Origin of the sequence: uncultured Kluyvera sp. (genome assembly GCF_902485085.1) — a bacterium.
In the GTDB taxonomy this organism is placed as follows: Bacteria; Pseudomonadota; Gammaproteobacteria; order Enterobacterales; family Enterobacteriaceae; genus Kluyvera; species Kluyvera ascorbata.
Genome location: NZ_CABTJS010000185.1, coordinates 37,667 through 50,698 on the forward strand (window position 1 = coordinate 37,667; position 13,032 = coordinate 50,698).

At 55.3% G+C, this 13,032-nt stretch carries 11 protein-coding genes and 1 riboswitch; of the genes, 8 read left to right on the forward strand and 3 right to left on the reverse strand.

From position 1 onward, the window contains the following. Window positions 1-102: 102 nt before the first annotated feature. Window positions 103-1,254 carry an acetylornithine deacetylase gene (gene argE / locus RDN66_RS23510; protein ID WP_202216829.1) on the reverse strand — a complete coding sequence of 384 codons (1,152 nt, stop codon included), beginning with the start codon at window positions 1,252-1,254 and terminating at the stop codon, window positions 103-105. 153 nt (window positions 1,255-1,407) lie between these two features. Between argE and argC the strand changes: the two genes are divergently transcribed. From argC to oxyR, 4 genes are all read left to right on the forward strand, one after another. Next, window positions 1,408-2,412: an N-acetyl-gamma-glutamyl-phosphate reductase gene (gene argC, locus RDN66_RS23515; RefSeq protein WP_202216828.1), complete on the forward strand. Its 1,005-nt coding sequence runs from the start codon at window positions 1,408-1,410 to the stop codon at window positions 2,410-2,412. A gap of 12 nt (window positions 2,413-2,424) precedes the next feature. Beyond that, window positions 2,425-3,198 carry an acetylglutamate kinase gene (argB, locus tag RDN66_RS23520; protein WP_035896656.1) on the forward strand — a complete coding sequence of 258 codons (774 nt, stop codon included), beginning with the start codon at window positions 2,425-2,427 and terminating at the stop codon, window positions 3,196-3,198. Between the two features lie 116 nt (window positions 3,199-3,314). Beyond that, complete coding sequence (gene argH / locus RDN66_RS23525) at window positions 3,315-4,688, forward strand: argininosuccinate lyase (RefSeq protein WP_248537950.1); 1,374 nt, start codon at window positions 3,315-3,317, stop codon at window positions 4,686-4,688. Between the two features lie 262 nt (window positions 4,689-4,950). After that, window positions 4,951-5,868, forward strand: coding sequence for a DNA-binding transcriptional regulator OxyR (gene oxyR / locus RDN66_RS23530; protein ID WP_035896652.1), 918 nt, complete (start codon window positions 4,951-4,953; stop codon window positions 5,866-5,868). Here oxyR and sthA read toward each other — a convergent pair. After that, window positions 5,851-7,251, reverse strand: a complete 1,401-nt coding sequence (sthA, locus tag RDN66_RS23535; protein ID WP_308538219.1) for a Si-specific NAD(P)(+) transhydrogenase — start codon at window positions 7,249-7,251, stop codon at window positions 5,851-5,853. The two genes, oxyR and sthA, sit on opposite strands and share 18 nt — an antisense overlap. A gap of 197 nt (window positions 7,252-7,448) precedes the next feature. Here sthA and fabR point away from each other — a divergent pair, with 197 nt between their 5' ends. Continuing rightward, the gene (fabR, locus tag RDN66_RS23540; protein WP_035896647.1) at window positions 7,449-8,084 is read left to right on the forward strand and encodes an HTH-type transcriptional repressor FabR; all 636 of its coding nucleotides are present in this window, start codon (window positions 7,449-7,451) and stop codon (window positions 8,082-8,084) included. A gap of 15 nt (window positions 8,085-8,099) precedes the next feature. Further along, the gene (locus RDN66_RS23545; RefSeq protein WP_202216826.1) at window positions 8,100-8,450 is read left to right on the forward strand and encodes a YijD family membrane protein; all 351 of its coding nucleotides are present in this window, start codon (window positions 8,100-8,102) and stop codon (window positions 8,448-8,450) included. An 89-nt stretch (window positions 8,451-8,539) separates the two neighbouring features. Here RDN66_RS23545 and trmA read toward each other — a convergent pair whose 3' ends face one another. Continuing rightward, window positions 8,540-9,646, reverse strand: coding sequence for a tRNA (uridine(54)-C5)-methyltransferase TrmA (gene trmA / locus RDN66_RS23550; protein ID WP_308538220.1), 1,107 nt, complete (start codon window positions 9,644-9,646; stop codon window positions 8,540-8,542). A 114-nt stretch (window positions 9,647-9,760) separates the two neighbouring features. Continuing rightward, window positions 9,761-9,948: riboswitch (cobalamin riboswitch) on the forward strand. Between the two features lie 64 nt (window positions 9,949-10,012). Between trmA and btuB the strand changes: the two genes are divergently transcribed. Together btuB and murI are read left to right on the forward strand one after the other, a co-directional pair. Continuing rightward, entirely contained in the window at window positions 10,013-11,896 is a 1,884-nt protein-coding gene (gene btuB, locus RDN66_RS23555) for a TonB-dependent vitamin B12 receptor BtuB (RefSeq protein WP_202216824.1), read from the forward strand. Then, window positions 11,841-12,698, forward strand: a complete 858-nt coding sequence (gene murI / locus RDN66_RS23560) for a glutamate racemase (protein WP_202216823.1) — start codon at window positions 11,841-11,843, stop codon at window positions 12,696-12,698. The genes btuB and murI overlap by 56 nt, the downstream gene beginning before the upstream one ends. The last annotated feature ends 334 nt before the right edge of the window (window positions 12,699-13,032 follow it).

Sequence of the window (13,032 nt, forward strand, 5' to 3'; positions counted from 1 at the left end):
TGTGAGGGAGATCGCGGCTTAGAGATGCCGGATGGCGCTGCGCTTATCCGGCCTACGGGCGGGGGTAGGCCCGGTAAGCGTAGCGCCACCGGGCAAGATTCATTAGTGCCAGCAGAAGTGATGCACCACCTGGGTAATCAGCTCGCGCGTCGGCTTAATAAAGCGTGTTTCCAGGTACTCATCCGGCTGATGCGCCTGGTTAATAGAGCCTGGGCCTAAAACGATAGTCGGACACAGGGTCTGGATAAACGGTGCTTCGGTGCAGTAGTTCACCACTTCGGTCTTCGTACCGAGCAGTTTTTCCAGCACCTGCACCAGCTGGTGATCCGGCGGGCATTCGTAGCCTGGAATCGGCGGATGCAGCTCGCTCACCGTCAAGCGTCCCGGCCATTGTGCGCTTACCGGCTCCAGCGCTTCATCCAGCAGACCGTTGAGATCGTTCAGGGTCATGCCAGGCAATGGGCGAATATCCATATGCAGCTCGCAGCAGGCACAGATGCGGTTGGAGGCGTCGCCGCCGTGGATCGCGCCGAGGTTGAGCGTTGGATACGGTACGGTAAATGCTTCGTAGTGATAGCGCTCTTTCAGCGAATCGCGCAGTTGCATCACGCGGCCAATGGCGTCGTGCATGATCTCAATGGCGTTGACGCCGCGCGCTGGGTCGCTGGAGTGGCCGGACTGGCCCATCACGCGAATGGCGTTCGACATATGGCCTTTATGCGCGCGTACCGGTTGCAGTGAGGTCGGTTCACCGATGATGGCGCAGTCCGGGCGAAGCGCTGTGGATTCAGAGAAGTAGCGAGCGCCCGCCATGCTGGTCTCTTCATCGGCGGTTGCCAGGATATAGAGCGGCTTTTTAAGCGTCGTCACGTCAACATCACGCAGCGCGTCCAGAATAAAGGCGAAGAAGCCTTTCATGTCGGCGGTACCCAGACCGTAGAGCTTGTTGTCGTGCTCGGTGAGGGTGAATGGGTCGCGGGTCCAGCGTCCGTCGTCGAACGGTACGGTATCGGTATGACCGGCGAGCAGCAGCCCGCCTGCGCCGTGTCCGGTGCTGGCCAGCAGGTTGAATTTGTTGCGCGTGCCGGGAACGGGCTGCACTTCGACATTGAAGCCTAACGAGGCGAACCAGTCAGCAAGCAGAGTGATTAAAGACGCATTGCTCTGATCGAGCGCTTCTTCGGTTGCACTGATGGAAGGAGTGCCGATCAACGCACGGTAAATCTCGATAAATGGGGGTAAATTGTTTTTCATTGTTGACACACCTCGGGTCATGATAGTATCAATATTCATGCAGTATTTGTGAATAAAAATACATTATCATTAGGCGTAAGAAAACCCACCAACGGTAGGGTGAATAGAAAACGCTTAATCAGGCAAACAGACATAAGAAGGTAAACGGCCCCGATGTTGAATACGCTGATTGTGGGCGCGAGCGGTTACGCTGGCGCAGAGCTTGTGACCTATGTAAATCGCCATCCTCATATGAACATAACCGCTTTGACGGTCTCAGCGCAAAGCAATGATGCAGGAAAGTTAATCTCCGATTTGCATCCACAGCTGAAAGGGATTGTCGATCTGCCGCTGCAGCCGATGTCCGATATCAGTGAGTTCAGCGCCGGTGTTGATGTGGTGTTCCTGGCGACCGCCCACGAAGTGAGTCACGATCTGGCCCCGCAGTTCCTCGCGGCAGGCTGCGTGGTGTTCGACCTTTCCGGTGCGTTCCGTGTGAACGACGGCGCCTTCTATGAAAAATACTACGGGTTTACCCATCAGCATCCTGAGCTGCTGGCGCAGGCGGTGTATGGCCTGGCCGAGTGGAGCGCCGAGGCGCTGAAAGAGGCGAACCTGATTGCGGTGCCGGGCTGTTATCCGACGGCGGCGCAGCTTTCCTTAAAACCGTTGATTGATGGGAATTTGCTGGATCTCACGCAATGGCCGGTGATTAACGCAACCAGCGGCGTGAGCGGCGCAGGGCGTAAAGCAGCGTTCTCCAACAGCTTCTGTGAAGTGAGCCTGCAACCGTACGGCGTGTTCACCCATCGCCATCAGCCGGAAATCGCCAGCCACCTGGGCGCAGAGGTGATTTTCACCCCGCATCTGGGCAACTTCCCGCGCGGCATTCTGGAAACCATTACCTGCCGTCTGAAGCCGGGCGTGACCCATGCGCAGGTGGCGGAAACCTTACAACAGGCCTACGGTGACAAGCCGATGGTACGTTTATACGAGAAGGGCGTTCCGGCACTGAAAAACGTGGTCGGCCTGCCGTTCTGCGATATCGGTTTTGCGGTGCAGGGCGAGCACCTGATCGTCGTGGCGACCGAAGACAACCTATTGAAAGGCGCTGCCGCACAGGCCGTGCAGTGCGCCAATATCCGTTTCGGCTTTGCTGAGACGCAGTCTCTTATTTAAGGTGTGACGACGATGAATCCATTAATTATCAAACTGGGCGGCGTGTTACTGGATAGCGAAGAAGCGCTGGAGCGCCTGTTTACCGCGCTGGTCAACTACCGCGAGTCGCATCAGCGCCCGCTGGTGATTGTCCACGGCGGCGGCTGCGTGGTGGATGAGCTGATGAAGCAGCTCAACCTGCCGGTGAAAAAGAAAAATGGTCTGCGCGTCACTCCTGCCGATCAAATCGACATCATTACCGGCGCGCTGGCGGGTACCGCCAACAAAACGCTGCTGGCGTGGGCGAAGAAGCATGATATCGCCTCTGTTGGCCTGTTCCTCGGCGATGGCGACAGCGTGCAGGTGACGAAGCTGGATGAAGAACTAGGCCACGTGGGCCTGGCGCAGCCGGGTTCACCTAAACTGATTAATCTGCTGCTGGAAGGCGGTTTCCTGCCGGTGGTGAGCTCGATTGGCGTGACCGCCGAAGGGCAACTGATGAACGTTAACGCTGACCAGGCGGCAACCGCGCTGGCGGCAACGCTTGGCGCAGACCTGATTCTGCTCTCCGATGTGAGCGGTATTCTCGACGGTAAAGGCCAGCGTATTGCCGAAATGACGGCGGCGAAGGCTGAACAGCTGATCGAGCAGGGCATTATTACCGATGGGATGATTGTGAAGGTGAACGCGGCGCTTGATGCGGCACGTACGCTGGGTCGTCCGGTAGATATCGCTTCATGGCGTCACGCGGAGCAGCTGCCGGCGCTGTTTAACGGCACGCCGATCGGTACGCGTATTCTGGCTTAACTATTTATGCGCCCGATGGCGGCTACGCCTTATCGGGCCTACGTGAACAGAACCTGTAGGCCGGATAAGCGTAGCGCCATCCGGCAGTGAAATCGAAGAAATTAAGGAAGCATGTTATGGCACTTTGGGGTGGGCGTTTTACTCAGGCAGCGGATCAGCGGTTCAAACAGTTCAATGACTCTTTACGCTTTGACTATCGCCTGGCGGAGCAGGATATCGTTGGCTCTGTTGCCTGGTCCAAAGCGCTGGTGACGGTTGGCGTTCTGACGGCGGATGAGCAATCTCAACTGGAAGCCGCGCTGGGCGTGCTGCTGGAAGAAGTGCGGGCAAACCCGCAGCAGATTCTGGAAAGCGATGCTGAAGATATCCATAGCTGGGTTGAAGGCAAGCTTATCGACAAAGTGGGTCAACTGGGTAAAAAGCTGCACACCGGCCGTAGCCGTAACGACCAGGTCGCGACCGACCTCAAACTGTGGTGCAAAGATACCGTTGCTGAGCTGCTGACGGCAATCCGCCAGCTGCAAAGTGCGCTGGTCGACACCGCGCAGGCAAACCAGGATGCGGTGATGCCGGGCTATACGCACCTGCAGCGCGCGCAGCCGGTCACCTTCGCGCATTGGTGCCTGGCCTACGTTGAGATGCTGGCGCGTGACGAAAGCCGCCTGCAGGATACCCTTAAGCGTCTTGATGTAAGCCCGCTGGGCTGCGGCGCGCTGGCGGGTACCGCCTATGAAATCGACCGTGAGCAGCTGGCAGGCTGGCTGGGCTTTGCGTCCGCGACCCGTAACAGCCTGGACAGCGTTTCTGACCGTGACCACGTGCTGGAACTGCTGTCTGATGCGTCTATTGGCATGGTGCATCTGTCGCGCTTTGCTGAAGATCTGATCTTCTTTAATACCGGTGAAGCAGGCTTTGTTGAGCTGTCTGACCGCGTGACTTCAGGTTCTTCCCTGATGCCGCAGAAGAAAAACCCGGATGCGCTCGAGCTTATCCGCGGCAAGTGTGGCCGCGTACAGGGTGCGCTGACCGGCATGATGATGACCTTGAAAGGTCTGCCGCTGGCCTACAATAAAGACATGCAGGAAGACAAAGAGGGCGTATTTGATGCGCTCGATACCTGGATGGACTGCCTGCATATGGCGGCGCTGGTGCTGGACGGTATTCAGGTGAAACGTCCACGGTGCCAGGAAGCGGCGCAGCAGGGTTATGCGAACGCCACCGAGCTGGCGGACTATCTGGTGGCGAAAGGCGTTCCATTCCGTGAAGCGCACCATATCGTCGGTGAAGCGGTGGTTGAAGCTATTGCTCAGGGCAAACCGCTGGAAGATCTGGCGCTGGCCGACCTGCAAAAATTCAGCGCGGTGATTGGCGAAGATGTCTACCCGATTCTGTCGCTGCAATCCTGCCTCGATAAGCGTGCAGCGAAAGGCGGCGTATCACCGAAGCAGGTGGCGCAGGCGATTAGCGACGCGAAAGCACGCCTCGCGTAATCTTTGTCTTTGTAGCCCGGCCGAGCGCAGCGACGCCGGGTTTTTTACGGCCAAAAAAAGCGGGCCACGGGGCCCGCAAACGTTCATGTTGGCTTTATTTGTCGAGTTTGAGAGAAACTCCGAATCAGTGTGACGACTTCAAGGGTTAAACAAGGGCCACCTGTTTCTGTGGTGTATTATTGAACAGAACCCTTGATAGGGATAATCATTCATTGCTATTCTATCTATCGCCATGAACTATCGTGGCGATGGAGGATGAATAATGAATATTCGTGATCTTGAATACCTGGTGGCGTTAGCTGAACACCGGCACTTCCGCCGGGCGGCAGATTCCTGCCATGTCAGCCAGCCGACCCTGAGTGGGCAGATTCGTAAGCTGGAAGATGAACTGGGCGTCATGCTGCTGGAGCGTACCAGCCGCAAAGTGCTGTTCACCCAGGCGGGGCTGCTGCTGGTGGATCAGGCGCGTACCGTGTTACGCGAGGTCAAAGTGCTGAAGGAGATGGCAAGCCAGCAGGGGGAGACCATGTCCGGCCCGTTGCATATCGGCCTGATCCCAACCGTTGGCCCGTACCTGCTGCCTCATATTATCCCAATGTTGCACCAGACCTTCCCGAAGCTCGAAATGTATCTGCATGAAGCGCAGACCCATCAACTGCTGGCGCAGCTCGACAGCGGCAAACTGGACTGTGCGATTCTGGCGCTGGTGAAAGAGAGCGAAGCCTTTATTGAGGTGCCGCTGTTCGACGAGCCGATGATGCTGGCGATCTATGCCGATCACCCGTGGGCGGAGCGCGATCGCGTGCCGATGTCGGATCTGGCCGGTGAGAAGCTGCTGATGCTGGAAGACGGACACTGCCTGCGTGACCAGGCCATGGGCTTCTGTTTTGAAGCGGGTGCGGATGAAGATACCCACTTCCGCGCAACCAGTCTGGAAACGCTGCGCAATATGGTGGCGGCGGGTAGCGGTATTACGTTGCTGCCAGCGCTAGCCGTGCCGCAGGAACGCCAACGCGATGGCGTGGTGTACCTGCCGTGCATTAAGCCGGAACCACGCCGTACCGTTGGCCTGGTCTATCGTCCGGGATCGCCTCTGCGCGGTCGCTATGAGCAGCTGGCAGAGGCCGTCCGTGAAACGATGGACGGCCATTTTGACAAAGCGTTAAAACAGGCGGTTTAAGCCGTTTAGCGCCGCTACCCGATAGGCTTCCGCCATGGTCGGGTAGTTAAAGGTGGTGTTAACGAAGTACTCAATGGTGTTACCGCCACCTTTCTGCTCCATAATCGCCTGGCCGATATGAATAATTTCGGCCGCGCGCTCGCCAAAGCAGTGAATGCCGAGGATCTCCTTGGTCTCCCGATGGAACAGGATCTTTAGGCTACCCACGCTCATCCCGACGATTTGCGCTCGCGCCAGGTGTTTAAACTGGGCACGACCGACTTCGTACGGCACTTTCATTGCTGTGAGCTGCTGTTCGGTTTTGCCGACAGAGCTGATTTCTGGAATGGTGTAGATACCCGTTGGGATATCTTCAATCAGGTGCGTGCTTGCTTCACCTTTCATTAACGCCTGCGCGGCAATGCGGCCTTGATCGTAAGCAGCCGAAGCCAGGCTTGGATAACCGATAACGTCACCGACGGCATAGACGTGCGGCAGCGCGGTCTGGTACATGCTGTTCACTTTCAACTGGCCACGGCCATCGGCCTGTAGCCCGATGTTTTCCAGCGACAGCGAATCGGTGTTACCGGTACGGCCGTTGGCGAACAGCAGACAGTCGGCTTTGAGCTTCTTGCCAGACTTCAGGTGCATGATCACGCCATCGTCCACGCCTTCAATCTTCTCGTACTCTTCGTTGTGGCGAATGACGACGCCGCTGTTCCAGAAGTGGTAAGAGAGGGAGTCTGACATTTCCTGATCGAGGAAGGCCAGCAGGCGGTCGCGGGTGTTAATGAGATCAACCTTAACCTCCATCCCACGGAAGATAGACGCATATTCGCAGCCGATAACCCCTGCGCCGTAGATAATCACGTGGCGCGGTTCGTGGTGCAGGCTGAGAATCGAGTCGCTGTCGTAAACGCGCGGGTGGGTAAAGTCGACGTCGGCCGGGCGATACGGGCGTGAGCCGCAGGCAATCACGAACTTATCGGCGGTGAATGTTTCGACGGAACCGTCCGGACACTCCAGCGCGATGGTGTGCTCATCGACGAAGCGGGCGTCACCCTGCAACATTTCACAGTGATTACGCTCATAAAAGCCCTGACGCATGTGAGTTTGCTGATTGATAACGCTATCGGCATGATTCAGGATGTCGGCAAATGAGGAGCGGAGAAGTCGGCTGTGGTCGCTGTAGAGAGGGTTCTGGTTGAATTCGATAATACGGCTAACGGCGTGGCGAAGGGCTTTGGACGGGATGGTACCCCAGTGGGTACAGCCGCCGCCGACATTATGATAACGCTCAATAACGGCGACACGGGCTCCTTGCTTCACCAGACCCATAGCAGCGCCTTCGCCGCCGGGGCCGGAACCAATTACTATTGCATCATAATCGTAGGAATGTGGCATGGTAAGGCTTACCTGTTCTTATACATAAAAGCAACAGAATCATAACATCATCGAAGTAATAACCCAATTATCGTTGGGCTTTTTTCATACGAAATAGCATAAATAGCATGTAAACAATCATTAACAAAGCTGCGTAAGTCGATTCGTTTTAATCTCTGGTATAGTGCCAACACGGCTTGTGGAAGGATTCAGTCATCGTGATGGGTGTTAGAGCGCAACAAAAAGAAAAAACCCGGCGTTCGCTGGTGGAAGCGGCATTTAGTCAACTCAGTGCCGAGCGTAGTTTTGCCAGCTTGAGCCTGCGTGAAGTGGCGCGCGAGGCTGGGATTGCGCCAACCTCCTTTTATCGTCATTTCCGCGATGTGGATGAGCTTGGGCTGACCATGGTCGATGAGAGCGGTCTGATGCTGCGTCAGTTGATGCGCCAGGCACGCCAGCGTATCGCCAAAGGCGGCAGCGTTATCCGCACTTCCGTCTCAACCTTTATGGAATTTATTGGTAATAACCCGAACGCTTTCCGCCTGCTGCTGCGCGAGCGTTCAGGCACCTCTGCGGCATTTCGCGCCGCGGTCGCCCGCGAGATTCAGCATTTTATCGCGGAACTTGCCGACTATCTGGAAATCGAAAACCATATGCCTCGAGCCTTTACGGAAGCGCAGGCTGAGGCGATGGTGACTATCGTATTTAGCGCGGGAGCGGAGGCTCTGGATGTAGGCCTTGAGCAGCGTCGACAGCTGGAAGAGCGGCTGGTGCTGCAGTTACGGATGATCTCCAAGGGCGCATACTACTGGTATCGCCGTGAACAAGAGAAGATGACACATCAGTCCGAATAAGGTGGTAGACGAGCAATGAAACAGTCAGGTCAAGATAAAGGTACGCTGCTGCTGGCGCTGTTGGCTGGCTTATCGATCAACGGGACGTTTGCGGCGCTGTTCAGCTCCATCGTACCTTTCTCTATATTTCCAATTATTGCGCTGGTGCTGACGGTGTACTGCCTGCATCAACGTTATCAGAACCGTACAATGCCGGTCGGGTTACCGGGCCTGGCGGCCGCCTGCTTTATTCTTGGCGTGCTGTTGTACAGCACCGTGGTGCGCGCAGAGTACCCGGACATCGGCTCTAACTTCTTCCCGGCGGTACTGTCGGTGGTGATGGTCTTCTGGATTGGCGTGAAGATGCGTAGCCGCAAGCAGGAATAGCAGTAAGTTGTAGGCCGGATAAGGCAAAGCCGCCATCCGGCAATCTGCTCAGAAACTGCCGGATGGCGCGATGCTTATCCGGCCTACGTTCAGTTTTGCTTCTTCGTTAACAGCACACCGCATTCCATATGATGGGTATACGGGAACTGATCGAATAGCGCCAGGCGTGAAATATTGTGCGTCTGGCTCAACGTTTCCAGGTTCTGGCACAGCGTCTCTGGGTTACAGGAGATGTACAGAATGTTCGGATATGCCTGCACCATCTTCTCGGTTTCGCTGTCCAGGCCGCTGCGCGGTGGGTCGACGAAAATCGTCTCGCATTGGTAGCTTTTCAGGTCAATGCCCTGCAGACGGTTAAATTCCCGTACGCCGTTCATCGCCTGAGTAAACTCTTCTGCCGCCATGCGGATAATCTGCACGTTATCTATCTGGTTGGCCGCAATGTTGTACTGCGCTGCCGCCACGGACGGTTTGGCAATTTCGGTCGCCAGTACGCGGTTAAAGTTGCGCGCCAGCGCCAGCGAAAAATTACCGTTGCCACAGTACAGCTCCAGCAAGTCGCCGTTGGAATTCTGCGTAGCATCCAGCGCCCACTCCAGCATCTGAATGTTCATCGCGGCGTTCGGCTGGGTGAAGCTGTTCTCTACCTGACGATAGATCATCTCTTTGCCCGCAACCGGCAGGCGCTCATCAATATAGTCTTGATCCAGCGCGATTTTGGTTTTGGTTGCGCGGCCAATCAGGTGCACTTTTAGCCCCTGTGCGCGCAGCGCGTCACGCAGCGCTTCGGCCTGTTCGCGCCACTCGTCGTCGAGTTTTTTGTGGTACAGCAGCGAGACCACCGCCTGATTGCTCAGGGTAGTGAGGTAGTCAATCTGGAATAGCTTGTGGCGCAGCGCGCGGTTATCGCGAACGCCGTCGAGCACGGCGGTCATCAGGGTGTTGATGAGCTGGCTTGCCGCAGGGAAAGCGTCTACGCGGATGCGGTTCTTGGTCTGCTGGTCGAACATGATGTGGTACAGGTCATCACCGTCGTGCCAGATGCGGAATTCCGCGCGCATACGGTAGTGGCTGACCGGCGAGCGAAACACCTCCGGCGCGGGAGCGCTAAACGGCGTCATCATCGTTTGCAGGCGAGTGACTTTCTCGGCGAGCTGAGCGTCGTACTGTTCGGTTGGGAGATGTTCGGGGGTCATGATGCATCCTGAATAATAAAAGTACGCGGGGATTGTAGGGCTTGTTCAGGGGATGTCCAGCGCCGATGAAGGTGAAAATCATAAATAGCAGTCTGGACATCTATATGTAACTAAATGTAGCATCCCCGTACCGGTCCTGTGAGTTAAAAGGGAACCCAGTGTAAATCTGGGGCTGACGCGCAGCGGTAAGGAAGGTAAGAGATGAGCGCATTTAATGCAGACACTGCGGCGTGCCGTGGGAAGTCATCGCCTCTTTATATAGCCTCCAAGCCCGAAGACCTGCCGGATAACGTCGCATGGGGTTTTATCGTCGCGAGCAACTGATAAAACCTGCGGCATCCCTTTTCTATTTGGATGCTTTTAAAAATGATTAAAAAAGCTTCGCTGATGACGGCGTTATCCGTCACGGCATTTTCCGGCTGGGCGCAAGACAGCAATTCTGACTCGATGGTGGTGACGGGAACCCGTTTTCAACAGCCGGTAAATACAGTGCTGGCCCCTACTGATGTGGTTACTCGTGATGATATTCAGCGCTGGCAGTCCAAAGATCTTAATGATGTGATGCGTCGCCTGCCGGGAGTCGATATTTCGCAGACAGGCGGGATGGGAAATAGCTCTTCTCTATATGTGCGTGGCACCGAAGCGCGTCATGTGCTGGTGCTGATTGATGGGATCCCAATGGCGCGGCCGGGTGTTTCCAACGGCGTCGATATTGGACAGATTCCGGTCTCACTGGTGCAGCGTATTGAGTATATCCGTGGCCCGCGCTCTGCGGTTTATGGATCGGGTGCTATCGGCGGTGTGGTTAACATCATTACCATGAGTGACGATGAACGCGCACAGATCAATGCCGGGGTGGGTTCGAATGGTTACCAGACCTATGACGGCGCGGTGAACAAGCGCTTTGGCGACACGATGATAACGGCGGCGGGCGCTTATCAGACGACCAAGGGGTTTAATATTGTCCCAGATTCGGCTTACAGCGGCGACAGTGACCGAGATGGCTATCGCAATAAACTGTTCTGGGGAGCCGTGCAGCATAAGTTTGATGAAAACTTCTCGGGCTTCTTCCGTGGTTATGGGTACACGGCTAACAGCGATTACGATCAGAATACGATGTATGGTTCTCCCGAAGGTAATGACGAAGCTCAGAACTACAATCAATCCTGGGATACGGGGCTGCGCTATAACTCCGGCATTTACTCCTCCCAACTGATTGCTAACTATCAGCATCTTAAAGACTATAACTACACAAATAACCTCGGCCGCTATGCGGGCCAAGCCACGCTGGATGATATGGAACAGCGTTATATCCAGTGGGGGAACAACCTTGAGGTTGGGCACGGGGCGATTAGCGGTGGCGTTGACTGGAAGCAGGAAAAACTGGTTTCCGGCAGCACGACCAAAACCGATGCCTACAAACGTGATACGACGGGCCTTTACCTGACCGGGCAGCAGCAGATTGATTCCGTTACGTTGGAGGCGTCGGGCCGTGAGGACCACGATGAGCAGTTTGGTTGGCACGGAACGTGGCAAACCGCGGCGGGTTGGGAATTTGTTGATGGTTATCGCGCAACGCTTTCTTATGGTACCGGCTTCCTGGCACCTTCTTTGGGGCAGCAGTATGGCGCAACGCGTTATGCATATGGAAGTAACCGAGGCATCATTGCCAACCCGAATCTGAAGCCTGAAGAATCTAAACAGTGGGAAGCAGGAATTGACGGTATTACGGGGCCGCTGGATTGGAGGCTCTCTACATACCACTATGAAATTCAAAATCTGATTGATTATAAAAGCTCGAGCCAATACAGCCAGTACGTCAACGTGAAGTCGGCCACCATTAAAGGCGTGGAGTGGACGGGGAACATCACAACTGGCCAGGTCGAGCATCACCTTACGCTGCAGTATGTTGATCCGCGTGATGACGAAACCAATCAGGTACTTGCTCGTCGCGCGAAACAGCAGGTGAAGTATGAAGTCACCGGGCAGGTTTACGATCTCGGCTGGAATATCGCTTACCAATATTTGGGGCAGCGTTATGACAACAACTACGACGAGACAACAAGCACCTCTAGTCGGGTTAAAATGGGTGGCGTGAGCCTGTGGGATATCGGATTGTCATATCCTGTCACCTCACACCTGACCGTTCGTGGTAAAATAGCCAACCTGTTCGATAAAGACTACGAGACAGCATATGGCTACCAAACTGCAGGACGGGAATACACCTTGTCTGGCAGCTACACCTTCTGAACCACGTCCTACCGTACTGGTGTTTGACTCCGGTGTCGGTGGGTTGTCGGTCTACGATGAGATCCGGCATCTCTTGCCGGATCTCCATTACATCTACGCATTCGATAACGTCGCTTTCCCTTATGGGGAGAAGAGCGAGGAGTTTATCGTTGAGCGCGTGATTGAAATCGTCACCGCGGTACAGGCCCGCTACCCGCTGGCTTTGGCGGTGATTGCTTGTAACACGGCCAGCACGGTCTCTTTACCAGCGCTACGCGACAAGTTTGCCTTCCCGGTTGTGGGCGTCGTGCCTGCCATTAAACCGGCGGCACGTCTGTCGGCTAATCGTATCGTAGGATTGCTGGCGACGCGGGGCACGGTAAAACGTCCTTATACCCACGAGCTGATTTCACGCTTTGCTAATGAATGCCGTATCGAGATGCTGGGTTCTGCCGAACTGGTGGAGCTGGCGGAAGCGAAGCTGCACGGTGAGCCGGTTCCTTTGGAAGAGCTGCGCCGTATTCTGCGTCCGTGGTTGCGCATGCAGGAACCACCGGATACCGTCGTGCTCGGCTGCACCCATTTCCCTCTATTACAGGATGAGTTGCTGCAGGTGCTTCCCGAAGGTACCCGCCTGGTGGATTCCGGCGCAGCCATTGCACGTCGAACGGCTTGGTTGTTAGAACATGAAGCACCGGATGCGAAATCCAGCGAGGCGAATCTGGCTTACTGCATGGCGTTGACGACAGAAACTGAGCAACTTTTACCCGTTTTACAGCGCTACGGCTTTGAAACGCTCGAAAAACTGCCTGTTTCAGCCTGATTTGAGCAAAAAAGAGACGGTTGAAAAGTTTTTTTAAAACAGGGCTTGTCAACGTCTCAGAACTCCCTATAATGCGCCTCCACTGACACGGAACAACGGCAAACAAGCCGCCGGGTCAGCGAGGTTCTCCTGAGAATCTCAACAGAGAAAAGCGAAATTAAATGCTTGACTCTGAAGCGGGAAAGCGTAATATGCACATCCCGCGCCGCTGACAAAAAGCGAAGCGGCACTGCTCTTTAACAATTTATCAGACAATCTGTGTGGGCACTCGAAGATACGGATTCTTAACGTCGCAAGACGAAAAATGAATACCAAGTCTCTGAGTGAACACGTA

Coding starts and splice junctions, on each gene's coding strand:
- sthA (WP_308538219.1), bottom strand. CDS start 7,251: ATGCCACATTCCTACGATTATGATGCAATAGTAATTGGTTCCGGCCCC.
- argB (WP_035896656.1), top strand. CDS start 2,425: ATGAATCCATTAATTATCAAACTGGGCGGCGTGTTACTGGATAGCGAA.
- argH (WP_248537950.1), top strand. CDS start 3,315: ATGGCACTTTGGGGTGGGCGTTTTACTCAGGCAGCGGATCAGCGGTTC.
- RDN66_RS23545 (WP_202216826.1), top strand. CDS start 8,100: ATGAAACAGTCAGGTCAAGATAAAGGTACGCTGCTGCTGGCGCTGTTG.
- argC (WP_202216828.1), top strand. CDS start 1,408: ATGTTGAATACGCTGATTGTGGGCGCGAGCGGTTACGCTGGCGCAGAG.
- murI (WP_202216823.1), top strand. CDS start 11,841: ATGGCTACCAAACTGCAGGACGGGAATACACCTTGTCTGGCAGCTACA.
- btuB (WP_202216824.1), top strand. CDS start 10,013: ATGATTAAAAAAGCTTCGCTGATGACGGCGTTATCCGTCACGGCATTT.
- argE (WP_202216829.1), bottom strand. CDS start 1,254: ATGAAAAACAATTTACCCCCATTTATCGAGATTTACCGTGCGTTGATC.
- trmA (WP_308538220.1), bottom strand. CDS start 9,646: ATGACCCCCGAACATCTCCCAACCGAACAGTACGACGCTCAGCTCGCC.
- oxyR (WP_035896652.1), top strand. CDS start 4,951: ATGAATATTCGTGATCTTGAATACCTGGTGGCGTTAGCTGAACACCGG.